The sequence below is a fragment of the Mesorhizobium sp. M0244 genome (assembly GCF_040321795.1).
Classification (GTDB): Bacteria; Pseudomonadota; Alphaproteobacteria; order Rhizobiales; family Rhizobiaceae; genus Mesorhizobium.
The window spans coordinates 271378-297104 of the sequence record NZ_JAMYSE010000001.1 but is presented as its reverse complement, the minus strand read 5'-3'; the positions used below and the strand labels follow the sequence as shown (position 1 = coordinate 297104).

Here is a 25727-nt window from a genome sequence, read left to right as displayed (position 1 = left end):
TCAGCGGGCCGCCGCCCGCTGTTCGAGCGAACGTGCATATTGCGTCAGCGGAAAGCACATGACGAAGAAGATCAGCGCCACCAGCCCATAGACTTTGAACGGTTCGAAGGTCGCATTGTTGATCGCGTTGGATGTCCTCACCAGCTCCTCGAAACCGATAATCGAGGTCAGCGCGGTCGACTTGATCAGCTGCACCAGGAAGCCGACCGTCGGCGCACGGGTGATCGAAAACGCCTGCGGCAGGATGATTAGCCTGAGCTCCTGCAGATAATGCAGGCCGAGGCTGGCGCCGGCGTCCCATTGGCCGCGTGGCAGCGCATCGACGCCGCTGCGCCAGATCTCGGCCAGATAGGCGCTGGCGAAGAAGGTCAGGCCAAGCACCGCCGCGGTCCACGGCTCGATGCGCAAGCCCAGCATCGGCAGGCCGAAGAACATCAGGAAGAGCTGCATCAGCAACGGCGTGCCCTGGAAAAGCGCGATATAGCCCGAGGCAAACCGCCGGGCCCATTTGTTCTTGGCGATACGGAAGAACAGCACGATCATGCCGACTACGGCGCCGCCGACAAAGGCAGCCAACGACAAGAGCACCGTCCAGCGCGCCGCGAGCAGCAGGTTGCGCAGAATATCCCAGAAGGTGAATTCGATCATGACACGCCGGCTCCGAGAACCCGGCGCCCGCCGCTGACCAGCAGCCGGCGCAACCCCATCGACAAGATGAGATAGACCACCGTCACCACGAAATAGGTCTCGAAAGCCCGAAACGTGCGCGCCTGCAGCATGTCGGCCTCGTAGGTTAGCTCGCGCACCGCGATCTGCGACACCACGGCGGATTCCAGCATCATGATGACGATCTGGCTGGTCAGCGCCGGATAGATCACCTTGAGCGCCTGCGGCAGCACGATCTTGATGAAGACCTGGCGCGGCCTGAGCCCGAGGGCGAGAGCCGCTTCCGTCTGCCCGGGCGGTACCGCGTCGAGCCCGGCGCCGACGATCTCGATCGTGTAGGCCGCCATGTTGAGCGTCATCGCCAGCATGGCGGCCAGCACCGGATCGAGCCTCACGCCGATGCTGGGCAGCCCGAAGAAGATGAAGAACAGCTGCACCAGAAACGGCGTGTTGCGGATCACCTCGACATAGACACCGATCGCCCGCTTGAGCAGCAGCGGACCGTTCCGCCGCCCTGCTGCGCCGAGGATGCTGAGCAATGTTCCCGCCAGCGTGGTGACAGTGATCAACAGGATCGTCGTGGCCGCGCCGCGCGCGATCGCCCCTGTCGCCCCGGCAAGCCAGCCGAAGTCGAGGCTATAGTTCACCGGCCGTCAATCCTTGAGATTGGCGGGATCGAGCGGCGTCTTCAGCCAGGCCTTCGAGCTTTCGTCCAGCTTGCCGTCGGCCAGCATCTTGGCAACCGCATCGTTGACCGCTTGCTTGAGGCGGTCTTCCTTCTTGTTGAGGCCGATATGCGAGGGCGAGGTGAGAAGCTGGAATTTCTGCTCCGGCTTCAGCGCCTCCTGACGGGCGAGCACCTGGGCGCCGACATCGTTGCCGACCACCATCAGCTGGGTCTGGCCCGAGATGAACGCCTGGATGACGGAATTGTAGTTGTCGAAGCGGCGGATGTCGGCCGAGGCGGGTGCTGCCTCGGTCAGCGACGTGTCCTCCAGCGTGCCGCGATTGACGGCGATCGACTTGTCGGCGAGGTCTTTCTTGCCTTTGACCGCAAGTGCTGCCGGGCCGATGACGGCGATGTAGTAGGGTGCGTAGGCGGCGGCGAAATCGATCACCTGCTCACGTTCCTTGGAGTAGCCGACGCTCATCAGCAGGTCGACGCGCTTGTCGGTAAGATACGGGATACGGTTCTGGCCGGTCACGCTGACCAGGTTGAGCTTGACCTTGAGCTGGTCGGCGATGAATTGCGCCACGTCGATGTCGTAGCCCTTGATGCTCATGTCGGCGCTGGCCGAGGAGAAGGGCGGGAAGTCGGAAAAGATGCCGACATTGATCGCGCCTGCCTTGGTGATGTCGTCGACGGCGTCGGCATTGGCGGCCTGGGTGAAAACGCCGGCCGCGCCGAGCATCAGCACGGCGGCGATGGTTGATTTGAGCGTCATATGAAATGTCATTGTCGTTCCCCTGCTGGAAGCTTGTTTGTTGAGCGCAACCGCCGGCTCCAGCGCGGCGGTCGCCTTTGGGATTCTCTACTGGACCATGATCTTTTCCGAAAACCGGTTCCCACTTTTCGGGATCATGGTCGAGCGCATCAGGCAGCCTTGCCGGTGATTGCCGGGCTGAAGACCATCAGGCTGAGGATCTCGAACAGCACCTGCGCGCCGGCATGTGCCGTGTTGGTGGTCGCATCATATTGCGGTGCCACCTCGACGACGTCGCCACCGACGATGTTGAGGCCCTTCAGGCCGCGCAGCAGCTCGAGCACTTCGCGCGTCGTCAGCCCGCCGACTTCCGGTGTGCCGGTACCCGGCGCGAAGGCCGGATCGACGCTGTCGATGTCGAAGGAGACATAGGTCGGGCCGTCGCCGACTATTCTGCGCGCCTTCTCGATGATGGCGGGGATGCCGAGGCCGGTCACCTCTTCGGCATGCACCACGGTCATGCCGGACTCATAGGTGAACTCCCACAGATACTCGGCCGAGCCGCGAATGCCGATCTGGATGGTGCGGCTCGGGTCGAGCAAGCCGTCCAGCACCGCGTTGCGGAACGGGCCGCCATGGTGGAACTTGGTCATGTCGAACAGGCCGCTGGTGTCGCAATGGGCGTCGATATGGATCATGCCGACAGGCGCCTTTTTGCCGACCGCCTTCAGGATCGGGTGGCTGATCGAATGGTCGCCGCCGACAGACAAGGGCAGGACGCCGGCGTCGACGATCTGGTTGGTGCGGCGTTCGATGTCGTTATGGCTGGTCTCCAGCCGGTAGCGGCTCTGGAACGGCACGTCACCGATGTCGGCCACCTTAAGCTCATGCGTCGGCGCGCATTCCAGCACATGGTTATAGGGGCCGATGCGCTCGATGGCGCGCAATGCCCTTGGCCCGAAGCGGGCGCCCGGCCGGTTGGTGACACCGAGATCCATCGGCACGCCGATCATCGCCACCTGCAGATCGCCGAAATCCGGATTGTCGGCGGCGATCTCACGGTAGGGCGCTGCGAGGAAGGTCGGGATGCCGGAATAGGGCGCCAGCCGCGTGCCGGTCTTGGAGAAGATCTTATCGGCGACACGCTGGAATTTCGGGTCGAACATTTCGCCGCCATGGCTCTCGCCATATTTGCGGCGCAACGCTTCGAGCTTGCTGCGATCATAACCCATGTCGGTCCTCCATGGCTGGTGCAGCGCGCCGACAACGACCTTCGTAGCCGTCATCCGGTCCGGCCGTTGGCTGTCTCGATGCAATGCTTGGGTAAAGTGTCTTGTAGCTGCATTGAAAAATCAATTGATATTGTTAGGGTGTTTTCTGTGAGAAAATCTCACATAAGCCCTGAGTGCGCATGGCCAAGCGTCTGCCCCCCTTAAATCCGCTGCGTGCCTTCGAGGCGACGGCACGCCACGCCTCACTGACCAAGGCCGCGGCCGAGTTGAACGTCACCCACGGCGCCATCAGCCATCAGATCAAGGCGCTCGAGCAATCGTTGGGCGTCAAGCTGTTCGAGCGCGCCGGCCAGCGGGTGAAGCTCACGCCGCACGGCGCCGAATTGCTGCCGGCGGTGTCGACCGCCTTCGACGGCATCGCCGCCGCCACCCAGCGCATGACTAGGCCCGCCAGCACCGGCGCGCTGTCGGTATCCTGCGTGCCGGCGCTGCTGTTGCTGTGGATGATCCCGCGGCTGGGCAGCTTCACCTCGCAATATCCGGATATCAGGCTGACGCTGATCCCCTCCAATGACGCCAAGGACATCCGCGCCCCGCATATCGATATCTGCGTGCATTATGGTGACGGCAGCTGGACCGACTGCTGGATGCGCAAATGGTCGGGCCTCGAACTGTTCCCGGTGGTCAGCCCGACACTGATCAACAACCGCCCGATCCGCACCGTCCGCGACCTCGCCGATCACGTCTTCCTGCATGGCGACGACGGCCGCGAATGGCACACCTGGCTGGCCGCCGCCGACGCGCTGGACCTCGAGCGCGGCCGCCGCCATCATCTTGGCGATGCGCGTATGGCGACCGAGGCGGCGGTTCACGGCCATGGCGTGGCGCTCGGCGACACGGTGACTGCAAGCGGACTGCTCGCCAGGGGTCTGCTTGTCGCGCCATTCAGCCTTTCCGTGCCGGCAGTGGACGATTTCTACGTCGTCTGCCGCAACGAGATGAGATCGGCGCCGATCGTGCAATTGTTCATCGACTGGCTGTTTGCCGAAAAAGAGCAGGCCGACCGCCGTGCCGATGCGCCGGTGGCGGGCCGCATCGGCACTCGCCGCAAGCGTCCGGCGCTCAAGGTGGTCGGCGCCAAGACCGTATCCTGAGGTCGACACTGCCATAGGCATCGCTTGCCGCAGGGGCTTCTTTTTGTCGGGCCAGCCCGCAAAGCGGGAGGCGCTTTCAAAAATTCAATGCTAAGAGGCATTCCGCAGAGCAGCGAAGGCGGCATTCAGACATGGCTAGGACCGATATAGCGCGGCGCGTCTACAACCACACCTGGAAGCTCGACCCGATCGTCCGCAGCTTGCTCGACACCGATTTTTACAAGCTTTTGATGCTGCAGATGATCTGGGGCATGTATCCCAAGGTCGACACCACCTTCTCGCTGATCAACCGGACCACTTCGGTCCGCCTTGCCGAGGAGATCGACGAGGCAGAGCTGCGCGAGCAACTCGACCATGCCCGTACGCTGCGCTTCAGCAAGAAAGAGATGATCTGGCTCGGCGGCAACACCTTCTATGGCCGCAAGCAGATCTTCGAGCCGGAATTCCTCGCCTGGCTGGAAAATTTCCGGCTGCCCGAATACGAGCTTTCCAAGCGCGACGGCCAATACGAGCTCACCTTCAGCGGTCCGTGGATGTATACGACGCTGTGGGAGATCCCGGCGCTCGCCATCATCAACGAACTGCGCTCGCGCGCCGCCATGCGCGCGTTCGGGCCCTTCGCGCTCGACGTGCTCTATGCCCGCGCCAAGGCCAAGATGTGGGCCAAGACCGAGCGGCTGAAGGCGCTGCCCGGCATCCGCATCTCGGATTTCGGCACCCGCCGCCGTCATTCTTTCCTGTGGCAGCGCTGGTGCGTCGAAGCGTTGAAGGAAGGCATCGGTGAGGCCTTCACCGGCACCTCCAATGTGTTGCTCGCCATGGACAACGACCTCGAAGCGCTCGGCACCAACGCGCATGAACTGCCGATGGTGTTCGCCGCGCTCACCAATTCGGAAAAGGAATTGAAACAGTCGCCCTATAAGGTGCTGCAGGACTGGCAGCGCTACTACGGCGGCAACCTTCTGATCGTGCTGCCGGACACCTTCGGCACCGCGGCGTTCCTGCGCGATGCGCCGGACTGGGTCGCCGACTGGACCGGCTTCCGCCCCGACAGCGCGCCGCCGATTGAGGGCGGCGAAAAGATCATTTCCTGGTGGCGCGAAAAGGGCAAGGACCCCAAGCAGAAGCTGCTCATCTTCTCGGATGGGCTGGAGGTCGAGACCATCGAAGAGACCTACCGTCACTTCCGCGGCAAGGTGCGCATGTCCTTCGGCTGGGGCACCAACCTGACCAATGATTTCGAGGGCTGCGCGCCGACCGAAACCAACCGGCTCGACGCCATCTCGCTGGTCTGCAAGGTCACCGAAGCCAACGGCAGGCCGGCGGTCAAGCTCTCCGACAATCCGGCCAAGTCGACAGGCGACGAGAAAGAGATCGAGCGTTACCTGCGCATATTTGGCCAAAAGGATCGCGTGGAGCAGCTGGTGAAGGTGTGAGGGGTGGGGAACTCTTTGCATAATACGAGTTCCTTCGCGCCCCCCTCTGTCCTGCCGGACATCTCCCCCACTTGGGGGGAGATCGGCAGGACAGAGGGGGGCGCCGTAGAGCGCCGTCGTTACAGTTTAGCTCTCGTCATTGTTGCCTTTGCATTCTTGCCCACTCCCGCCTTCGCCCATGCCTCCGACCGCGGCCACGTCCTGCTCCTTCCCACCGGCTACTACGTCGCCGGCGGCGCGCTCGCCGTTGCCGCCAGCTTCATTGTCCTGGCTCTACTCCCGCCGGACTCCCTCGACCGCTTTTGGCGCAAACGCCTGCCGCTTTTCACCTTCGGGGACGGCGCGCGGACAATCGTCAGCCTGATATCCTTTGCCGGCTTTGCAATTCTTATTGCCGCCGGCATGTTCGGCAGCCGCGACCCGCTCTCCAATCCGCTGCCGCTGACTGTCTGGACGCTGCTCTGGGTTGGGCTGGCTCTGCTGCAGGGGTTGTTTGGCGACCTCTGGTCATGGCTCAATCCCTGGTACGGGCCGTGCCGCGTCGTTTCGCACCTGTTCGGCAGGAAGGAGCCACAGCGGCTGTCCCCTTGGCTCGGCTATTGGCCGGCTTTCGTGCTGTTCTTCGCCTTCGCCTGGTTCGAGCTGATCGATCCGGCGCCCGACGACCCGGCACGGCTGGCCTGGGCGGCGGGCCTCTATTGGCTGCTAAGCTTCGTCGCCATGCTGGTCTTCGGCTACCGCGACTGGAGCCGGCGCGGCGAATTCCTGACCGTGTTCTTTTCGATGGTTGCGCGCTTCGCCGTCGTCGAACGCGGCGAAGGCGGCAGGACGAAACTCTGCTGGCCGGGCGCCAAGCTGCTCGGTGCCGCGCCGCTGCCGCTCAGCGGTATCGCTTTCCTGCTGCTGGCTCTGTCGTCGGTGTCGTTCGACGGCCTGTCGAAAACCTTCTTCTGGCTAGGCTGGTTCGGCATCAATCCGCTGGAGTTTCCTGGACGGACGGCCTTGATCGGCAGCGGCAGTTTCGGCCTCGTGCTGACCTTTGTCGTGCTTGCGGCCGCGTTCGCGCTTGCCGTCTTTCTTGGCCAGCATCTGGCCGGCAGCAAGCATTCCCTCGGCCACGCTGCCGGGCTTTTGGTCTGGTCGATCGTGCCGATCGCGCTCGCCTATCACTTGGCGCATTATCTGACGGCGCTGCTGGTCGACGGCCAATATGCCGTTGCAGCCCTCTCCGACCCGTTTGCGCTGGGCTGGAACCTGTTTGGCACCGCCGACATGCCGATCGAAGCCGGCGTCGTCGCGGGCGCCGGCTCGGCATGGTGGCTGTGGAATCTCCAGGCCGCCGTCATCATAGCCGGCCACATGCTTGCAGTGCTTGTCGCCCATGGCTTGGCCTGGCAGCTGCACCCCATTCCCGCCCGCGCCGCGCTCAGCCAGTTTCCGCTCACCCTGCTGATGATCGCCTACACCGTCTTCGGCCTGTGGCTGCTTGCCACGCCGACCGCCGGATGAATGAGGCTAGCTTGATGCCCCTGATTGAACCTCGGGGAAAGCTCGCTTGCCACGTCAGGGCTTTGGTGATTTAGTTTGTACACATGCAATTTCGGCCCTCTCCCAAGAGTGGCCCGCCTCGTTACAGCCATTGGTCAAAGCTCAAAAACAAGGGGAACTGCCGTGACTGACAAGAATGGGTTTTTCGATCTCTCCAAATCCACTCTTACCCGCCGCACGGCGCTGAAGGGGTTGGCCGCCGGCGCCGGTCTTGCGTGCGCGCCGGGCTTCGTTCGCTACAGCCAGGCGCAGAGTTCGGCGCCGATAAAGATCGGCTTCCAGTCGCACCGCACCGGCATTGGCGCCGCCTATGGCCGCTGGTACGAGAAGACCACGGCCGCGGCGATCAAGGCGATCAACGATGCCGGCGGCATCAACGGGCGGCCGGTCGAGGTGATCATCGAGGATGACGGCACCGACCCCGGCCGTGGTGCCGAAGTGGTCGGCAAGTTTGCCTCGCAGCACAAGACCGACATCGTCTACGGCACCTTGTTTTCGCATGTCGTCATCGGCTCGGCGCCGGCTGCCGGTGAGGCCAAGATGCCCTATTTTGTCGTCAGCGAAGGCCACCACGTCGCCTCGACCAAATTGAACCGCTACGTCTTCCAGCCCGGCATCACCGACGTGAAGAGCCAGATCCAGTCGATGGCGCCGTGGATTGCCGCCAACGCCGGCAAGAAGGTAACGCAGATCTTCCCCGATTTCGCGTTCGGCTACGACCATCGCGATTACCTGCCGCCGGCGCTGAAGGCGCAAGGCGCCGAGGTCATCGCCCAGATCGCCATCCCGCCGACGGAATCCTCCTTCACCAAATATTTCCCGCAGATCCCGGCCGAGACCGAGGTGATCTACCACGTCATGGTCGGCCCGGCCGTGCTCACCTTCGTCAAGGAACTTGGCGAGTTCTACGGCTCCAACCGGCCGCAATTGTTTGGCTTCATAGATTCGCTCGAAGCCACCGACATCAACAGCCCCGGCCTCGAATTCCTCGATGGCAGCCATTTCTGGGAAGGCTCGCCGCGCTATGCGCAGCCTGATGATTCCGCCGCGCAGAAGGCCTATCGTGCCGCCGTCGGCATCGACGACAATGGTGCCGCCGTCGGCGATCCCAAGGACGTCTCCACCGCCGCGCATATGTTCGGCTGCTGGGAAACGCTCTATGTCGTCAAGAAGGCGATGGAAGATGCCGGCTACAAGGGCCCGGAAGACCGCGCCAAGCTGGTCGAGGCGACCGAGGCGTTGACCGAGTTCGCCGAGGGACCGGAGCACCCGCAGGGCCCGAAAACCTTCAACGGCAAGATCCACCAGTGTTTTGGTATCCAGAACATCTCCAAGGTCGAAGGCGGCCGGCTGAATGTCGTCCACAAGACCAAGATCGAGGACGGCCTCTACGAGCCGGAAGGGGATTACACGACCCAGGCGCTGTGAGCTTAGCTGTTTTGGCCGTAGTGCGCTTCGAGCCACCCCACCGCTTTCGCCAATCGCCGAGGTCGGTAGACGGCCGCCTTCGCAGGAACTGCCAATCTCCCCCGTTGAGGGGAAGATGGCCGGCAGGCCAGAGGGGGGTGCTCTGGGCACCTCCCTTGGGGGCGTAACCGATGCACTTCGGACCCCACCTTCTCCTCGCCGCCCTCGAAGGCCTCGTCACCTCCGCCGTGCTGGCGCTGACGGCGCTCGGCTTGTCGCTGGTGTTCGGTGTCATGCGCGTCGTCAATGTCGCGCATGGCGAATTCTTCATGCTGGGCGCCGTGCTTGCCTGGGCGATCTCTACGGCGATATCGGGCCATCCGGCGCTCGGCTTCCTGGTCGCCCTGGTGCTGGCGCCGCTGATCGTCGGCCTGATCGCACTGGTCGCCGAACGGCTGGTGCTGCGCCGGCTGAACTACAATCCGGAAGCCACCATCGTCGCCACCATCGGCATGCTCTACATCATCCAGCAATTGGCGCTGACCTTCTATGGTCCGGAGGCGCGGCCGGTGGAGCCGCCCTTCAGCTACCGCATTCTTCTGCCGTGGTTCGGCTATTCCGGCTACAAGCTGTCGATCATCGCAGCGTCTGCGCTGCTGCTGATCGCAACCTGGCTGGTGCTGACGCGCACGAAAATCGGCCTTGTTATGCGCGCCACCCAGTATGACAGCGAGACGGCGCAGGCCTTCGGCATTCCGGTCGATCGCGTCTATGCCTGCGTCTTCGCGCTCGGCGCCATGCTGGCTTCTATCGCCGCGGTGTTGATCGTGCCGATCAGCCAGGCGCATTATCTGATGGGACAAGACCCGCTGCTGCTCTCGTTCATCGTCGTCATCATCGGCGGCCTCGGCTCGTTGCGCGGCACGGTGGTCGCGGCGGTGCTGATCGGCCTTTCCGACGGCATCATCTCGGTGTTCTTCTCGCCGACGCTGGCCAAGATCATCGCCACCTTGCTGGTCGCCATGGTGCTGGTGTTCCGGCCGCAGGGCCTGTTCGGGACGGCATCGCGATGAAGGATGCTTCGCCGGCAAAGCCCTATGCACTGCATCTCGGCGTCATCGCCCTGCTTTTCGCACTTAGCTTTGTCCTGCCGGAATACCATCACGGGCTGCTCGCCCGTATCATGGTGCTGGCGGTCTTCGCCATGGGCTATAACTTGCTGTTCGGCTATGTCGGGCTGCTCAGCCTCGGCCACGCCATGTTCTTTTCAGCCGGGCTCTATGGCGCCGGCCTTGCCATCATCCATCTCGGCTGGAGCGTGCCGGCGGCCTTCGCAACCGGGCTTGCCTGCGGCGCGCTGCTTGCGCTGGTGATCGGGCTCCTGGCACTGCGCACCTCCGGCGTCGCCTTCATGATCGTCACCATGATGTTCGCGCAGGTATTCTACCTCGTCATCCTCTATTTCGCCGCCTGGACCGGCGGCGACCAGGGCATGGTCGTGCCGCAGCCGATGCGTGTCCTTGTCCTCGGCGGCGCGTCGTTCGACCTCACCAACCCGACCGTGCGCTACATGAGCGCGCTGGCGCTGTTCTCGATCGTGCTGCTCATAAGCCTGGCTATAGTCCGCTCCAGCTACGGTCGTGTGCTGGTCGCCATCCGCGAGAACGAGGAGCGGACAAAAATGCTCGGCTACAACACGTTCTCCAACAAGCTCGCCGCCGTCGTCGTCTCCGGCACCATCTGCGCGGCTTCGGGTGCCGCCTATGCGCTGCTGTTCGGCTATGTCGGCTCGAGCTTCGCTTCCGTGCAGTATTCCATCCTGCCGCTGCTCTGGGTGCTGCTGGGCGGCGCCGCTACCACGCTCGGGCCGCTGATCGGCACGCTGTTCATGTATTATGTCATCGACGTCGCCAGCGGCTACACCTCCGCCTATCTGCTGATCGTCGGCATCGCGCTCATCCTGCTGGTGCTATTCTTCCCCAAGGGCATCCTCGGCAGCATCCGCCAGCGCTGGCTGGGGTGGCTGCCATGATGCCGCTGCTGACCACCAAAGGCCTGTCCCGCAGTTTCGGCGGCCTGCGTGCCGTCGACGGCGTCGACTTCGCGCTGATGCCGGGCGAGGTCCGCGCTGTCATCGGCCCCAACGGTGCCGGCAAGACCACCTTCGTCAGCCTGGTCAGCGGCCGTATCCAGCCCTCGTCGGGCATGATCGTCTTCGACGGCGCGGACATCACCAATCTGCCGGCCTACGCCAGGGTTCGCCTTGGCGTCGCCTACACTTTCCAGATCACCAGCGTCTTTGCCAATCTCAGCGCCTACGACAATGTCGCCCTGCCGGTGCAGCGCACGCTGACCGATGGCCGTTCGAAGGGCGCGGTTCACAGCGGCGTCATGGCGGCTCTCGAGCGCACCGGCCTTGCCGATCGCGCTCAAATGCCGGCCGGGCAATTGTCCTACGGTCACCAGCGCCTGCTGGAAGTGGCGATGGGGCTGGCGCTGAAGCCACGCCTGCTGATCCTCGACGAACCGACGCAAGGGCTGGCCGACAGCGAGATCGACAATTTCATCGAGCTGGTGCGCGAGATCGCCGATAGCGCCACAGTGCTTTTGATCGAGCACAACATGCCGGTTGTCATGCAACTCGCCGACCGCATCACCGTCTTCAACGCCGGCAGGATTCTGGCCGAAGGTACGCCCGAGCAGATCCGCGCCAATGCCGCGGTGCAGGACGCTTATCTGGGGACCACGCATGACTGAGGTCCAGTCCAAGGCACTGACCGTTTCCGGGCTCGATTGCTTCTATGGCGAGGTCCAGGTGCTCTATGGCCTGGATCTGGTTCTGAACGAGGGCGAGGTGCTTTGCCTGTTCGGCCGCAACGGCGCCGGCAAGACGACGACGCTGAAAGCGATCATGGGCCTGGTGCCGGCGGCCGCCGGCTCGATCAGGCTCGAAGGGCGGGAATTGACCGGCCTGCCGGCACATGAGGTGCCCAAGGCCGGCGTCGGCTATGTGCCGCAGGGCCGGCGGCTATTCGCCGAGATGACGGTGGCGGAGAACATCGAAATCGGCCTGATGGCCCGCAACAGGGGCAAGGCGACGCGCGAAAACGTGCTTGATCTCTTCCCGCTGCTGCGCCAGCGCCTCAGGCAGCGTTCCGGCACGCTGTCCGGCGGCGAGCAGCAGATGCTGGCCATGGCGCGGGCGTTGTGTCTGGAGCCGCAGGTGCTTCTGCTCGACGAGCCGACCGAGGGGCTGATGCCGTCGATGATCGCAAAAATCCGCGAAACCGTGTCGAAGCTGCGCGCGCTTGGCGTGTCGACAATCCTCGTCGAGCAGCGCGTCGATGCCGTGCTGTCGGTCGCCGACCGTGTTTGCTTCATTGAAAACGGCCGCAACCGCGAGACGGTCGACGTCGAGGAACTGCGTGCCGATCCCTCGGCCGTCCGCCGCTATGTCGGCGTCGGCTGATCAGCGAAAGAACAGGAAGCCGGCCAGCAGGAAAGTCGGGATCAGCACGGCACCCGACCATGCCATGTAGCCAAAGAAGCTCGGCATCTTGATGCCGCGATGCCTGGCAATGGCGTAGACCATGAAATTCGGCGCATTGCCGACATAGGTGTTGGCACCCATGAACACCGCGCCGGCCGAGATCGCCGCCAGCGTCGAGGCGAGTTCGGTCATCAGATGCTGCGGGTCGCCGCCGGCGAGTTCGAAGAACACCAGATAGGTCGGCGCATTGTCGAGGAAGGACGACAGCGCTCCGGTCAGCCAGAAATAGGCGAGGTTGTCAGGCGCGCCGGTCGGCGAGCTGACCAGCAGCACCAACGGCGCCAGCGCGCCGTCGAGGCCGGCCCGCAATATGGCGACCACCGGCACGATGCAGATGAAGATGCTGGCGAACAGCTTCGCCACCTCGGCGATCGGCCCCCAGCTGAAGGCGTTTGCACCGCGAAACTCCTTCGGCGAGACGACAAGCGAAGTGAAGGCCAGTATCATGATGGCAGCGTCGCGCACCAGGTTCTGCAGCTCGAGGCTGACGCCCTGGAAAGCAAAGCTCACCCCCGGCTTCCAGGCAGCAGAAATCAGGATCGCGGCGATCACCCCTGCCAGCAGCGGTATGTTGGCCAGGCCGCGAATGCGCACCTTGGTGTCAGGCGTCGGATCCTTGATCTTCGGCGCGCCTTCCTCGCGGTGATGCAGGATGATGTCGATCGCCAGGAAAACGGCCAGCACCACGCCGGCGACGAACAGCGTCTCCGGCAGCAGGTGAACGGTCGTCCAGAAGAAATCGACGCCGCGCAGGAAGCCGACGAACAGCGGCGGATCGCCGAGCGGCGTCAGCGACCCGCCGATGTTGGACACCAGGAAAATGAAGAAAATGACGACATGGGCGTTGAAGCGCCGGTTGTCGTTGGCGCGGATGAGCGGCCGGATCAGGATCATCGAGGCGCCGGTTGTGCCGATGACCGACGCAAGCACAGCGCCGCCCAGCAACAGCCCGGCATTGACCAGCGGGGTGCCGTGGATATTGCCGGCAACGAAGATGCCGCCCGAAATGGTGAACAGCGCAAACAGCAGGATGATGAACGACATGTACTCGGTGAGCAGCGCGTGCAGCACCGCCTGCGTCGCCGACGGGATGCCGAAGGCGATTGCCAGCGGCCCGATCACCAATGCTGCCCAGAACGCGGCAATCTTGCCGTAATGGTGCTCCCAGGCATGATGGAAGAGCAACGGCCCGGTCGCGATGCAAAGCAAGAGCCCGGCAAACGGCAGCACCCACCACAGCGACATGGCGGCACCCGGCAGTTCGTGCGCTTCGGCCGCAAGAGCCGTTTCCGGAGAAAGGATTGCGGCAATAAGTGCAGCACCTGCCGTCAACGCCGCCGCAAACCGCATGAAGCCCCTCAAAAATCTGTCAGGTTCGGCTCGGTGACGTTCAAATCAGTGTCACGCCGGCATCGCGCATCCGCCCCAGCATCGTCTCCATGGAGCCGTTGAGATCGATGCCGCGGCAGGCGTCGAGCCGGACGGACGTCGCAAAGCCGAGCTTGACCGCGTCGAGCGCCGAAAACGCGACGCAGAAATCGGTCGCCAGGCCGACCAGTGTCAGCGTATCGATGCCGCGCTCCCGGAGATAGCCGGCAAGGCCGGTCGGCGTCGTCCGGTCGTTCTCGAAGAATGCCGAATAGCTGTCGATTGCAGGCCGGAATCCCTTGCGGATCACCATCTCGGCCTTGCTCCAGGCGAGGCCCGAGTGGAAATCCGAACCCAGGCTGCCCTGGATGCAGTGGTCAGGCCACAGCGTTTGCTCGCCATATGGCATATCGATCGTTTCGAACGGTTGCTTGCCGGGATGGCTGGAGGCAAAGCTCGAATGGCCGGCAGGGTGCCAGTCCTGCGTCAGCAGGACGTGCTCGGTCCGCCGGATCAGGTCGTTGATCAACGGCACGATCTCGTCGCCGCCGGCCACCGCCAGCGCGCCGCCCGGGCAGAAATCGTTCTGCAGGTCGATGACAACAAGCGCTTCGTCGGCCATGGAGCCTCCTGTCTTCTTGGTCTTGAGCTTAGGCTCCATTGAAAATGCGACCGGACGCAGAAACTCGACCAGATGGCCGGCTGCGTCAACCTCTCATGGCATACAAATGCGTTCCGGGACGTGCTGGTGCGAATGGCAGAGCAAGTCTGGCTTTGACAATTCCCGCTGGCTTGATATCATTTGCATACGAATGAATTTCCTGCCTTGCATGCTCGGGAAAATCTTTCGGCAAGATCCCCTCTCGGGAGGGCCCATTCTGGGAAGGCAAAGCGTGATCCGTTACGCAAAACCCACCACGGTCGACGATGCCCTCGCTCTGCTGGGCGAAGGCCAATGGCGCATCCTTGCCGGTGGCACCGATTTCTATCCGGCACAGGGCAGCAAGCCTTTCCGCGACAATGTCCTCGACATCAATGGCTTGGCGGCATTGCGCGGCATAGCCGAAGCCGAGAACCATTGGCTCATCGGCGCCCGCACCACCTGGACCGATCTCGTCCGCCATCCGCTGCCTGCGGCTTTCGACGCGCTGAAGCAGGCGGCGCGGGAAATCGGCTCGGTGCAGATCCAGAATGTCGCCTCGATTGCAGGCAATCTCTGCAATGCCTCGCCGGCCGCCGACGGTGTGCCGGCGCTGCTGGTGCTCGATGCCGAAATCGAACTGCGGTCAGCGGCAGCGATCCGGCATTTGCCCCTTGCAGAATTCATCCTCGGCAACCGCCGCACCGCTCTGCAGCCCGGCGAAATGGTCACGGCAATCCGCATTCCCAAACCCGCGACCGCCGGCAGCTCTGCCTTCGTGAAGCTCGGCGCACGCCGTTATCTCGTCATCTCCATCGCCATGGCGGCCGCCCGCCTGGTCGTCGAAGATGGCATCGTCAGGAACGCGGCCGTCGCCGTCGGTTCCTGCTCGGTTGTCGCCAGGCGCCTGGCGAGCGTCGAGGCGGCGCTGTGCGGCCTGCCGGTCGGCCACGCGCTGGCCGCTGCAATCCGGTCCGCGCCGATGGACGAGCTTTCGCCGATCGGCGACGTGCGCGGCAGCGCCGAATACCGGCTGGATGCCGCGCGCGAGATCGTCGCCCGTGCTGTGCTTGGTGCTGTGGGCGCTATTCCCGGCGAAAGGGCGGCAGCCTGATGGGCATGGAGCGCGCCGAGATTGCCTTCGAAGTCAACGGCGCCGCCGTCAGGCTGTCGGTGCCGCCGGTGCGACGCCTGTCGGCGGTGCTGCGCGACGAGCTGCGGCTGACCGGCACCAAGATCGGCTGCGATGCCGGCGATTGCGGTGCCTGCACGGTGCTGGTTGATGGCGAGCCGGTCTGCGCCTGCCTGATGCCGGCGGCTTCCGCTTCCGGCACCGTGGTGACGACCGTCGAAGGTCTTGGCAACGGCAGGCTGTCGGCGCTGCAGGCCTCGTTCCTCAGCCACGGCGCAGCACAATGCGGCGCCTGCACGCCCGGCCTGCTCGTCGCGGCAACGGCTCTTCTTAACAGGACGCCTTGCCCCACCGAGGTTGAGACGCAGGACGCGCTCGGCGGTGTGCTGTGCCGCTGCACCGGCTACCGCAAGATCGTCGCCGCGGTGATGGATGCTTCGCGCCATGCCGACGGCCTCGATCGGCGCATGCCACGATCCGGCCATGCCGTCGGCTCCTCCCCGATCCGCCTCGACGGCGTGCCGAAAGTCACCGGCGGCGAAAAATTCGGCGGCGATTCCTTCCCGGCCGATGCGCTATCGGTGCTGGTGGTCCGCTCGCCGCACTATCATGCCGCCTTCAGCTTCGGCGATCTCGACGCCTGGGTGAAATCCTGCCCCGGCATTGCCGGAGTCTTTACCGCCGCCGACATCCCGGGAAGAAATTGTTTCGGCGTCATTACGCCCTTTGCCGACCAGCCGGCCCTGGCCGAAGGGTTTTCGCGCTTTCGCGGCGAGGCGGTGGCGCTGGTTGCCGGCGAACGCGAGGCTATCCTCGATCTCGACCTTGCCGATTTCCCTATCCGCTGGACTGAATTGCCGCATTTTCTGGAAACTTACGAAGCGCAGGCCGGCGGCGCGCAGCTGATCCATGAAAACCGGCCGTCGAACCTGCTCACCTCCGGCTTCGTCGAGCGTGGCGATCCCGAAACCGCACTTGCGGATGCGGCTTTCGTCGTTTCCGGCGCTATCGACACGTCCTATGTCGAGCACGCCTATATTGAACCGGAAGCCGGCTATGCCTTCATGGACGGCGATACGCTGGTCGTCGTCGCCTGCACGCAGGCGCCCTATATGGACCGCGACGACACGGCAAAAGTGCTCGGCCTTGCCGTCGACAAGGTGCGCATCGTTCCAACTGCCACCGGCGGCGGCTTCGGCTCCAAGCTCGACGTCTCGCTGCAACCGCTCATCGGCCTCGTCGCCATGAAAACCGGCCGGCCGGCGGCCCTCGCCTACAGCCGCAACGAATCGATGATCTCGACCACCAAGCGTCATCCCGCTCGGATGAGAGCGAGCATCGGCGCCGATGCCGACGGCCGGGTCACCGGCATGGTCTTCACGGGCGATTTCAACACAGGCGCCTATGCCAGCTGGGGGCCGACGGTCGCCAACCGCGTGCCGGTGCATGCCTCCGGTCCCTATGCAACACCGAACTATCGCGCCGAAGGCCGCGCCATCCACACCAATGGCCCGATCGCCGGCGCCTTTCGCGGCTTCGGCGTGCCGCAGGCGACGATCATGCAGGAGACCCTCTACGATGAGCTGGCGGAAAAGCTCGGCATGGATCGGCTCGACTTCCGCGTGAATAACTGCCTTCGGAACGGATCCGAAACGGTTACGGGTCAGCGACTCGAATCCGGTGTCGGCATCGCCGACTGCCTGGAGGCCCTTCGCTCGCATTGGCAGCGCGCGCTAACTGACGCCGAGGCGTTCAACGCCGGCAACAACGCAAGAAAACGCGGCGTCGGCATCGCCTCCTGCTGGTACGGCTGCGGCAACACCTCGCTGCCCAATCCGTCGACCATCAAGGTCGGCATCTCGGCTTCGGGCGAAATCGTTCTGCATCAGGGTGCCGTCGATATCGGGCAGGGCTCGAACACCGTCATCGCGCAGATCTGCGCCGACGCGTTGGGTCTTCCGCTCGAAAAGTTGCGGCTGAAAGGCGCCGACACGGCGATCACCCCCGACGCCGGCAAGACCTCGGCCTCGCGCCAGACCTTCGTCACCGGCAAGGCCGCCGAAAAGGCCGGCCGCGCCTTGCGCGAGACCATACTGCGCTTCGCTAATGTCTCGGAAAAGGCGGCGATTGCGCTGGACGGCACAAGCCTGAGCATCAGGGAAGGCGAAGCGATGCGCCGCATCGATCTTTCGGCACTGAAGGCGGACGCCGACGGCTTCGTCTTCCGTGCCGAGGAAAGCTATGATCCGCCGACGCTGCCGCTCGATGCCAAGGGCCAGGGCAAGCCTTACGCCGTCTACGGTTATGGCGCCCAGATTGCCGAGCTCGAGGTCGATCTCAAGCTTGGCACGGTGAAGCTTGTAAAGATCACCGCCGCGCACGATGTCGGCAAGGCCATCAACCCCTTGCTTGCCGAAGGCCAGATCGAGGGTGGCATCGCCCAGGGCATCGGCATGGCGCTGATGGAGGAATACATCCCCGGCCGCACCGAAAACCTGCACGATTACCTGATCCCGACCATTGGCGACGTGCCGCCGATCGAGACTATCCTGGTAGAAGTTCCGGATCCGGAAGGACCCTTTGGCGCCAAGGGTTTGGGCGAGCATGTGCTGATCCCGACGGCGCCGGCGATCCTCAACGCCATCCGCCACGCCACCGGCGTGCTTGTCACCAAAATTCCGGCGACGCCGAGCCGCATTCGCGCCGCGATCCGCGACAAGGAGGCGCGCCGATGAGCGAGCTTGCCGAACGCTTCGAGACGCATGATCCCGGCGAGAAGCTGGTGGCGGAGAAGATCCGCTGCGATGCCTGTCCGGTCATGTGCTACATCGCCGATGGCCGCACCGGCGCCTGCGACCGCTACGGCAATGTCGGCGGCAGGATCGTGCGGATGGATCCGCTGACCATCCTCGACCATGCGGCGGAGACCGGCGCCGCAATCGTGCCCTTTGCCGGAGAAGGCGAGGCCTGGGGCGGCGAACTGGTCAACACCGGCCGCCGCTTCGTCACCGCGATCGGCGCCGGTACCACCTATCCCGACTATAAGCCGGCGCCTTTCATCGTCAGCCAGGAGGTCGAAGGCGTCGATCTGGTCACTGTCGTCACCGAGGGCATCTTCTCCTATTGCGGCGTCAAGGTGAAGATCGACACCGACCGTCATATCGGCCCCGAAACGGCAACGGTTCGTGCCGAAGGCGAGGCGATCGGCCATGTCACCACCGGCGAATACGGCTCGCAGATGCTGTCGCTGGGCGGCGTGCATCATTTGACCGGCGGCTCGAAAGCTGAAGGGCGCGCCACCTGTGACGCGATGCTCAGCCTGTGCAACCGCAAGCCGGTCGAGCTCGTCATCGACGGCGGCGCCACCGTCATCGTCGAAGCTGGCAAGCCGCCGGTCATTGACGGGAAGCTCGAGCAGCGCATGCGCGTTGGCTGCGGTTCGGCGACGATCGGCATGTTCGCCACCCAGTGGCGCGGCCTTGTCGACGAGGTGGTGGTGGTCGACGACCACATCACCGGCGTCGTCTCGGAGCATCAGGCCGGCAAGGTGCTTGGCTGGCAGGATACCGGCATCAAGATCATCGGCCGCCGTTCGACGCCGGGCCGCTATTTCAAGGTGTCGGAGCCCGGTCTCGGTTGGGGCGGCACCAGCATCTCCGACCCGCTGTCGATCCTTGGTGAGTGGAATGCTAAAAAGGGTGCGCGCCCCGGCCTGTCGCTGCTGATGGTCTCGACCACCGGCGAGCAGTTTGCCTATTACGAACTCGACGACGACTTGAAGCCGGTGCGGAAACCGTTCCCGGAGCGGCTGCAGAAATCGGTCGAATTGATCGAGGACAATTGCGAGCCGGCGCTCTGCACCGTGCTGTTCGTCGGCGGCGCCGGCGGCTCGCTGCGCGCCGGCGTCACCGAGAACCCGGTCAATTTGACCCGCTCGGTGCAAGGCCTGAAGACTTATGTGACCGTCGGTGGTGCGCCGGTCTATGTCTGGCCGGGCGGCGGCATCACGCTGATGGTCGACGTCACCCGCGTGCCGGAAGGTGCCTTCGGCTATGTGCCGACCCCGGCGCTGGTGGCGCCGATCGAATTCACCATGCGTCGCGACGATTATGTCAGGCTCGGCGGCTATGAGGCCGAAATCCGCAGCGTCGACGATATACTGGCCAAGGGCGGCGAATATCTCAATCCGCGCCGCGACACGGCCGCAGCCAGCGACAATCCGTGGCCGCCGCTGGCGCAGTTGCGGCGCGCGACGACAAATGGGGCGGGGTGATGAAGGGCCCACAGGCGCATTGGCTCGAGGACGGCCGAAGGCTTCACCTCAATCATGGGCCGATCGATCTGATCGTCGAGGCATTCGGCGAGGCGAGTGAATGCAGCGCCGCCTATCGCCAGGCAGTGGCGCGCTTCCAGACAATCCTGCCCGAACTGGTCGAAGAGTTGTCCGAGCTGCGTCGCCCGGCGTCGCTGCGCCCCCGCATGTTTGTCGGCCCGACGGCGCGTCGAATGGAAGTGGCGGTCGTTCCGCTGGCGAAACAATTCATCACGCCAATGGCTGCCGTCGCCGGTTCGGTAGCCGACGAGATACTTGGCGCGCTGCTGGCCGGGCGCCGGCTCGAGCGCGCCTATGTCAACAATGGCGGCGACAGCGCGATCCATCTCGGCAGCGATCAGTCGATGACGCTGGCTATTGCCGGCAGCGGTCACGGTCTTTCCGACCGCATCATGGTTCACGCGGGGGACGAGGTTCGCGGTGTTGCGACCAGCGGCTGGCGCGGCCGGTCGTTTTCGCTCGGCATTGCCGATGCCGTCACCGTGCGGGCGCGGACGGGTGCTGAAGCCGACGCCGCCGCGACGCTGATCGCCAATGCCGTCGAGCTACCCGGCCATCCGGCCGTCACACGCGTGCCGGCGCGCGATCTCGCACCGGACAATGATCTCGGCGATCGCCTGGTAACGCAAGGCGTAGGGCCGCTCTCCGCCGCCGAAATCGCTGTTGCGCTGGACTGCGGGTTTGCCGTCGCCGAGGACTTCCGGCAGCGCGGCCTGATTGTCGCCTCGGCGCTTTTCCTTGGCGGTCAGGCGCGCATCGCAGGTCCGATGGCGCTCGCCAATAAAGCTTTAGAGAGGGAAATCGCCCATGCCTGAGTTTCCGATCCGCAAGATCGCGGTGCTGACCGAAGAGATATTTCACGAATGCGGACCGGTGGCGAAGGTGCCGCGGCGCCGCGCCGCGGCCATGGCACTGGTCAAGAATCCGTTCGCCGGCCGATACGTGGAAGAGCTGCAGAGCGCCATGGAAGATTTGAAGCCGCTCGGGCTGCTGCTCTCCGACAGGCTCATTGCCGCGTTGGGCGGCGACGTGAAACAGATCGACGGCTACGGCAAGGGCGCCATCGTCGGCATGGCGGGCGAGCTGGAACATGGCGCGCTTTGGCATGTGCCGGGCGGCTATGCCATGCGCGAACGGCTCGGCGACGCCAAGGCGATCGTGCCCTCGGCAAAAAAGGTCGGCGCCTTCGGTGCGCGGCTCGATGTGCCGCTCGGCCACATCAACGCCGCCTATGTCCGCAGCCATTTCGATGCCATGGAAATTGGCATCAGCGACGGCCCGCGTCCCGACGAGATCCTGTTCTGCCTCGCCATGACCTGCGGTCCGCGCGTACACGATCGGATGGGCGGCCTAGCGGCCAAGGACATCAAGGCATGGGACGGGCTGCGGTGAGCGCCGAAGACAATCTGCTCAAGCTGGTCGAGGCCGAGGAGCCTGACGAAAATGACTATCGCTTACAGGAGCAGGTCGGCTTCATCCTGCGCAAGGCGCACCAGCGCCATGTCTCGATCTTCGCCGCACACATCGCCGATCTGACACCGCCGCAATTTGCCGCTTTGGCCAAATTGCGCGACGTCGGCGAGACCTCGCAGAACCAGCTTGGCAGCCTGATCGCCATGGATGCGGCGACGGTGAAGGGTGTCATCGACCGGCTGAAAGCGCGTGGCTTTGTCGAACTTAGCAAACACGAAGTCGACAAACGACGCCTGCTGGTCAATCTGACGGCCGAAGGCCGTGACGCAATCGAGCGGCTGATTCCGCTTGCCCGCGAGATTACGCAGGAAACGCTGGCACCGCTTTCCGCCAAGGAGGCGGCCATATTCATGAAGCTGCTTGCCAAGCTGGCTTGAGCTGCCACCTGCCGACCGTTTAGTTGTTATTCCTGCCGGGCGCAGAACGCCCGGCAGGAAGCCTTGTCTCAGAGGCCGTTGTCCTTCAGGACCTGGGCGGAGTTTTCCTTGGTGATCTTCTCCGTCGGCAAGGTGATGGTCTTTTCCACCTTCTCGCCGTTCAGGAACTTGATCGCCTGCCGCAGTCCTTCGGCGCCGGGCGTCACATAGGTGAAGGTCGCCGTCAGTTCGCCATTGTTGACCAGCGTTACGCCTTCATTGGGCAGACCATCGATCCCGATGAACTTGATGTCCTTCTCGCGTCCGGCATCCTTGGCGGCAAGATAGGCGCCATACGCCATCGGATCATTATGACCATAGACGAGGTCGATCTTCTCGTTGTTGCGCAGTGCCGTGGCCATGATGTTGTAGGCCTGGTCCTGTTTCCAGTCGCCCGACTGCTGGTCGAGCAGGTTTTTGATGCCCGGCTCCTTGTCGGTGAACTCATGGAAGCCATCGTGGCGGTCGTGCGCCGGCTGGGTGCCCATGCCGCCCCAGATTTCGACGACGTTGCCGGCGGCCTTGCCCTTGCCGCCGAGCAGCTCCACGGCATATTCGCCCGCAGCCCGGCCGATCAGCTTGTTGTCACCGCCGACGAACTGCGTGTAGTCGTTGGTTTCGACGTTGCGGTCGAGCACGAAGACCGGGATTTTGGCATCGATCGCCTGCTGCACGACGCCGGTCAGGCCGGCGGATTCCTTCGGTGATACCAGCAGCGCATCGACCTCCTGACGGATCAGGTTCTCGACATCGGCGACCTGCTTCTCAGTCTTGTCCTCGCCGTCGGTGACGATCAGCTCGACTTCCGGATGCTTGGCCGCTTCGGCCAGGATGTCCTTGTTGAACTGGGCGCGCCAGGGTTCGATCGTCGTCACCTGCGAGAAGCCGATCTTCCACTTCTTGTCCTGTGCGTGGGCGCTACCGCCGGCAAGCATGGCGGTCGTGGTCAGGAGTGCCGCTGTCAGCGCGGCAAGCTTCAACAATTCACGTCGTTTCATTTCTTGTTTCCTCCAACATTTAGAGACGCGGTCTCTTGCGACGGCCGCTTTGTCGCGGCCGTTTCCTTGTGCGCTTGCCCACCGGGCAAGCGCAGATAGAAGAGAAGATCGCCGGCGTTGCGCTCCTGCACGAGCACCGTGCCGATGATGATCATCCCCTTCAGCACCAGCTGAAGGTTCGAATTGATATTGTGCAGCTGCAGGATGTTCGAGAGCAGGCCGAAGATCAGCACGCCGCAGAATGTCCCGATCAAGCTGCCGCGCCCGCCCATCAGGCTGGTGCCGCCGATGACCACGGCGGCAATCGCGTCGAGCTCCAGCCCGGCGCCGGCGTCCGGCTTGCCTTGCCGGTACTGCGCGACATAGAGCACAGCCGCGATGCCGGCCAGCAGCCCCGAAACCGCGTAGGTGGCGATCTTCACGCGGCCGGCGGCGATGCCGGACAGCCGTGCCGCCTCTTCATTGCCGCCGATTGCATAGACATAGCGGCCGAACGGCGTGAAGCGCAGCACGGCGCCGTAGATCAGGATGGCGCCGAGGAAGAACAGGCCCGGCATCGGGATCACGCCGAACACCAGCGAGCGCAGCATTTCGAAATCGGCGGTGGCGTTCGACCCGGTATAGACCGGCAGCACCGCGTTGTTCTGGCCGGCGGTCAGCCGGGCGATACCGAGCGCCGTGACCATCATTGCCAGCGTGACGATGAAGGGCTGCAGCCGCCCGGCGACGATGATGAAGCCGTTGAGCGCGCCGAACAGCAGGCCAACGCAAGGCGCCACCAGCAACACGCCGAGCACGCCGAATTTTGAGCCTACCTGCGGCAGCAGGAACCACAGCACCAGACTGCACAGGATCACCCCGACAATGCCGGGCGTGACCAGCCCACGAACGCTATCCAACCTGATGTCGTGCGTGGCCTGCGGGCCGGCGCGGGATTTTTCGATGTTCAGCAGGATGAAACGAGTGACGAGAATGCCGAGGCAAAGGGCTGCCACGGCAACTGTCGGCACCCCCACCACCACCGCCGGCGTCACGCCGGGGACCGTCAGCAGCATGGCACAGACCACCGTGCAGATCGCCATCAGCGAGCCGACGGAAAGGTCGATACCGCCGGTGATGATCACCGCCGTCATGCCGGTGGCAATCAGGCCGGTGGTCGACACTTGGCGGAGCACATCGAGCAGATTGCCGTAGGACAGGAAGATGTTGTTGCCCTTGGAACTGATCGGCGAGCCGAGCACGCCGATCAGGAAGATGGCGATCAGGCCCCAATAGAGCTTCGTCCGGGACAGGATATGCAAAATGGTCATGCGGCAGGCCTCGTCATGGTCCGTCGCGGCGCTGCAAGCCGCATGATGGCCTCCTCGCTGGCTTGCGCGCGGGACAGGATTCCCGTCTGGCGGCCGTCGGCCATGACCAGGATACGGTCAGAAAGATGCAGCAGCTCCGGCAATTCCGAGCTGATGACGGCGATCGCCAGCCCGTCTCGCGCCAGCTTGAAGATGAGATCGTAGATTTCCCGCTTGGCGCCGACATCGATGCCGCGGGTCGGCTCGTCGAGCAGCAGCACCCGCGGCCTCGTCGCCAGCCACTTGCCGATGACGACCTTCTGCTGGTTGCCGCCGGACAGCGTGCCGGCCGGCTGCTCGATGGTCTCGCAGCGAATGCCGAGCGCCTTGACGGCGTCCCGTGCCAGCCCTTGCTCGCCGGCCAGCGAGCGGAGGCCGAACCGCGCCAGCGCGCCGACCAGCGGCAGCGCGACATTGTCGGTGATCGAGGCCTCGAGGTGCAGGCCTTGCGTCTTGCGGTCTTCTGTGACCAGGGCGATGCCGAGCCGGCGTGCATCGCGCGGCGAACGGATTTCTACTGCCTCGCCATCGAGCCTGATCTCACCGCCGGCACGTCCGCCACTGGACCCGAAGATCGTTTCCAGGATTTCGGTACGGCCCGAGCCCAGCAACCCGCCGATACCGAGGATTTCTCCGGCGGCAAGGTCGAAGCTGACGCCGTCGAGCACGGTGCGCCAGCCATGGCGATTGGGCTTTGACAGCGACAGCTCGCTTACGGAAAGGACGGTGTTGCCATCCGGGATGCGGTGCTCCTGGGAGGAAGCAAGCAGGTTTCGCCCGACCATCGCCGAAATTATGGCGTCTTCGTCGAGCTTGTCCATCGCCTGCGTCAGGACGTGGCGTCCATCGCGAAACACGGTGACGCGGCTGGCCAGATGCATGACCTCGTCGATGCGGTGCGAAATGTAGATGATCGCCACGCCGCTATTGGCGAGCTGGCGGATGATGCGGAACAGCCGCTGGCATTCGGCTGGCGAAAGGGCGGAGGTCGGCTCGTCCATGATCAGAATGCGTGCCGACATCGACAGCGCCTTGGCGATCTCGACCAGTTGCTGTTCGCCGACGCGCAAGGCCCCGACGCGCGCATCCGGGTCGAGCTCGATGCCGAGCCTCTGCAAGAGCGTGCCGGCGGCGCGGCTGCTCGCCTTGCGGTCGACGATCAGTCCGGCAATCAGCTTCTCGCGGCCGAGAAAAATGTTATCGGCGACGCTCAGTTCGGGGACGAGGTTCAGCTCCTGGTGGATGATGGCGATGCCGGCACGCTCGGCTTCGCGGACGCCGGTAAAGCGCACCGGGTGGCCATCGATACTGACCGTGCCGTTATAATCCGTGTAGACGCCGGACAGGATTTTCATCAGCGTCGACTTGCCGGCGCCGTTCTCCCCCATCAGGGCATGGACCTCGCCGCGCCGCAGCTCGAAGCCGACATCGACAAGCGCGGCGATACCGCCGAAGGACTTGGAGATGCGCTCGGCGCTCAGCACGACAGCCGAGCCGTCCGCCATAGCGCCTTCCGCAGGGATGGAATTGCCGTGCTGCATGACAAGGACGGCCTCCCTCCGTCGTCACCGAACGCCCCAAACGCTAATCTAAACGTTTCG

23 protein-coding genes are annotated in these 25727 nt (G+C 64.1%); 14 read left to right on the top strand and 9 right to left on the bottom strand.

Annotation, left to right across the window (positions count from 1 at the left end):
* The 4 genes from NKJ08_RS01445 to speB all read right to left on the bottom strand — a co-directional run bounded on the left by NKJ08_RS01445 (nucleotide 1) and on the right by speB (nucleotide 3322).
* Nucleotides 1-648, bottom strand: coding sequence for an amino acid ABC transporter permease (locus NKJ08_RS01445; protein ID WP_352525843.1), 648 nt, complete (start codon nucleotides 646-648; stop codon nucleotides 1-3).
* Nucleotides 645-1313 (bottom strand): amino acid ABC transporter permease, encoded by a 669-nt coding sequence (locus tag NKJ08_RS01440; protein ID WP_352781006.1) that lies wholly within the window; start codon nucleotides 1311-1313, stop codon nucleotides 645-647. The genes NKJ08_RS01445 and NKJ08_RS01440 overlap by 4 nt, the downstream gene beginning before the upstream one ends.
* Before the next feature lie 6 nt (nucleotides 1314-1319).
* Entirely contained in the window at nucleotides 1320-2123 is an 804-nt protein-coding gene (locus NKJ08_RS01435) for a transporter substrate-binding domain-containing protein (protein ID WP_352781004.1), read from the bottom strand.
* 137 nt (nucleotides 2124-2260) lie between these two features.
* Nucleotides 2261-3322 carry an agmatinase gene (gene speB / locus NKJ08_RS01430; protein WP_352781149.1) on the bottom strand — a complete coding sequence of 354 codons (1062 nt, stop codon included), beginning with the start codon at nucleotides 3320-3322 and terminating at the stop codon, nucleotides 2261-2263.
* 179 nt (nucleotides 3323-3501) lie between these two features.
* Between speB and gcvA the strand changes: the two genes are divergently transcribed.
* From gcvA to NKJ08_RS01390, 8 genes are all read left to right on the top strand, one after another.
* Complete coding sequence (gcvA, locus tag NKJ08_RS01425) at nucleotides 3502-4476, top strand: transcriptional regulator GcvA (RefSeq protein WP_352781002.1); 975 nt, start codon at nucleotides 3502-3504, stop codon at nucleotides 4474-4476.
* 131 nt (nucleotides 4477-4607) lie between these two features.
* The gene (pncB, locus tag NKJ08_RS01420) at nucleotides 4608-5912 is read left to right on the top strand and encodes a nicotinate phosphoribosyltransferase (RefSeq protein ID WP_352525851.1); all 1305 of its coding nucleotides are present in this window, start codon (nucleotides 4608-4610) and stop codon (nucleotides 5910-5912) included.
* Between the two features lie 81 nt (nucleotides 5913-5993).
* Nucleotides 5994-7421: a hypothetical protein gene (locus NKJ08_RS01415; protein ID WP_502906290.1), complete on the top strand. Its 1428-nt coding sequence runs from the start codon at nucleotides 5994-5996 to the stop codon at nucleotides 7419-7421.
* 162 nt (nucleotides 7422-7583) lie between these two features.
* On the top strand, nucleotides 7584-8888 hold the full coding sequence (locus NKJ08_RS01410; protein WP_352780999.1) for an ABC transporter substrate-binding protein: 1305 nt from the start codon (nucleotides 7584-7586) through the stop codon (nucleotides 8886-8888).
* A gap of 170 nt (nucleotides 8889-9058) precedes the next feature.
* Nucleotides 9059-9940, top strand: a complete 882-nt coding sequence (locus tag NKJ08_RS01405; RefSeq protein WP_352780996.1) for a branched-chain amino acid ABC transporter permease — start codon at nucleotides 9059-9061, stop codon at nucleotides 9938-9940.
* Complete coding sequence (locus tag NKJ08_RS01400; RefSeq protein ID WP_352525857.1) at nucleotides 9937-10899, top strand: branched-chain amino acid ABC transporter permease; 963 nt, start codon at nucleotides 9937-9939, stop codon at nucleotides 10897-10899. The genes NKJ08_RS01405 and NKJ08_RS01400 overlap by 4 nt, the downstream gene beginning before the upstream one ends.
* Nucleotides 10896-11624, top strand: a complete 729-nt coding sequence (locus tag NKJ08_RS01395; protein ID WP_352780994.1) for an ABC transporter ATP-binding protein — start codon at nucleotides 10896-10898, stop codon at nucleotides 11622-11624. Before NKJ08_RS01400 ends, NKJ08_RS01395 begins: the two co-directional genes overlap by 4 nt.
* Entirely contained in the window at nucleotides 11617-12336 is a 720-nt protein-coding gene (locus tag NKJ08_RS01390) for an ABC transporter ATP-binding protein (protein ID WP_352780992.1), read from the top strand. Before NKJ08_RS01395 ends, NKJ08_RS01390 begins: the two co-directional genes overlap by 8 nt.
* Here NKJ08_RS01390 and NKJ08_RS01385 read toward each other — a convergent pair whose 3' ends face one another.
* Together NKJ08_RS01385 and pncA are read right to left on the bottom strand one after the other, a co-directional pair.
* Complete coding sequence (locus tag NKJ08_RS01385) at nucleotides 12337-13767, bottom strand: sodium:proton antiporter (RefSeq protein WP_352780990.1); 1431 nt, start codon at nucleotides 13765-13767, stop codon at nucleotides 12337-12339.
* Between the two features lie 40 nt (nucleotides 13768-13807).
* The gene (gene pncA / locus NKJ08_RS01380) at nucleotides 13808-14407 is read right to left on the bottom strand and encodes a bifunctional nicotinamidase/pyrazinamidase (protein WP_352780988.1); all 600 of its coding nucleotides are present in this window, start codon (nucleotides 14405-14407) and stop codon (nucleotides 13808-13810) included.
* Between the two features lie 271 nt (nucleotides 14408-14678).
* Here pncA and NKJ08_RS01375 point away from each other — a divergent pair, with 271 nt between their 5' ends.
* The 6 genes from NKJ08_RS01375 to NKJ08_RS01350 are packed head-to-tail and all read left to right on the top strand — an operon-like array spanning nucleotide 14679 to nucleotide 21740.
* On the top strand, nucleotides 14679-15539 hold the full coding sequence (locus NKJ08_RS01375) for an FAD binding domain-containing protein (protein ID WP_352780986.1): 861 nt from the start codon (nucleotides 14679-14681) through the stop codon (nucleotides 15537-15539).
* The gene (locus tag NKJ08_RS01370) at nucleotides 15539-18292 is read left to right on the top strand and encodes a molybdopterin-dependent oxidoreductase (RefSeq protein ID WP_352525866.1); all 2754 of its coding nucleotides are present in this window, start codon (nucleotides 15539-15541) and stop codon (nucleotides 18290-18292) included. Before NKJ08_RS01375 ends, NKJ08_RS01370 begins: the two co-directional genes overlap by 1 nt.
* Nucleotides 18289-19830, top strand: coding sequence for a 6-hydroxynicotinate reductase (locus NKJ08_RS01365; protein ID WP_352780984.1), 1542 nt, complete (start codon nucleotides 18289-18291; stop codon nucleotides 19828-19830). Before NKJ08_RS01370 ends, NKJ08_RS01365 begins: the two co-directional genes overlap by 4 nt.
* Nucleotides 19830-20705 carry a UPF0280 family protein gene (locus NKJ08_RS01360; RefSeq protein WP_352781147.1) on the top strand — a complete coding sequence of 292 codons (876 nt, stop codon included), beginning with the start codon at nucleotides 19830-19832 and terminating at the stop codon, nucleotides 20703-20705. Before NKJ08_RS01365 ends, NKJ08_RS01360 begins: the two co-directional genes overlap by 1 nt.
* Nucleotides 20698-21282 (top strand): amino acid synthesis family protein, encoded by a 585-nt coding sequence (locus NKJ08_RS01355; protein ID WP_352780982.1) that lies wholly within the window; start codon nucleotides 20698-20700, stop codon nucleotides 21280-21282. The genes NKJ08_RS01360 and NKJ08_RS01355 overlap by 8 nt, the downstream gene beginning before the upstream one ends.
* Nucleotides 21279-21740, top strand: coding sequence for a MarR family winged helix-turn-helix transcriptional regulator (locus NKJ08_RS01350; protein ID WP_023718174.1), 462 nt, complete (start codon nucleotides 21279-21281; stop codon nucleotides 21738-21740). Before NKJ08_RS01355 ends, NKJ08_RS01350 begins: the two co-directional genes overlap by 4 nt.
* A gap of 68 nt (nucleotides 21741-21808) precedes the next feature.
* On the opposite strand, the gene NKJ08_RS01345 is transcribed toward NKJ08_RS01350, so the two are convergent.
* Genes NKJ08_RS01345 through NKJ08_RS01335 form a run of 3 tightly spaced genes read right to left on the bottom strand, consistent with a single transcriptional unit; the run spans nucleotide 21809 to nucleotide 25631 of the window.
* Nucleotides 21809-22777 carry a substrate-binding domain-containing protein gene (locus NKJ08_RS01345; RefSeq protein ID WP_352525870.1) on the bottom strand — a complete coding sequence of 323 codons (969 nt, stop codon included), beginning with the start codon at nucleotides 22775-22777 and terminating at the stop codon, nucleotides 21809-21811.
* Complete coding sequence (locus NKJ08_RS01340; RefSeq protein ID WP_352780980.1) at nucleotides 22774-24087, bottom strand: ABC transporter permease; 1314 nt, start codon at nucleotides 24085-24087, stop codon at nucleotides 22774-22776. Before NKJ08_RS01340 ends, NKJ08_RS01345 begins: the two co-directional genes overlap by 4 nt.
* The gene (locus tag NKJ08_RS01335) at nucleotides 24084-25631 is read right to left on the bottom strand and encodes a sugar ABC transporter ATP-binding protein (RefSeq protein ID WP_352525874.1); all 1548 of its coding nucleotides are present in this window, start codon (nucleotides 25629-25631) and stop codon (nucleotides 24084-24086) included. Before NKJ08_RS01335 ends, NKJ08_RS01340 begins: the two co-directional genes overlap by 4 nt.
* Between the last annotated feature and the right edge of the window lie 96 nt (nucleotides 25632-25727).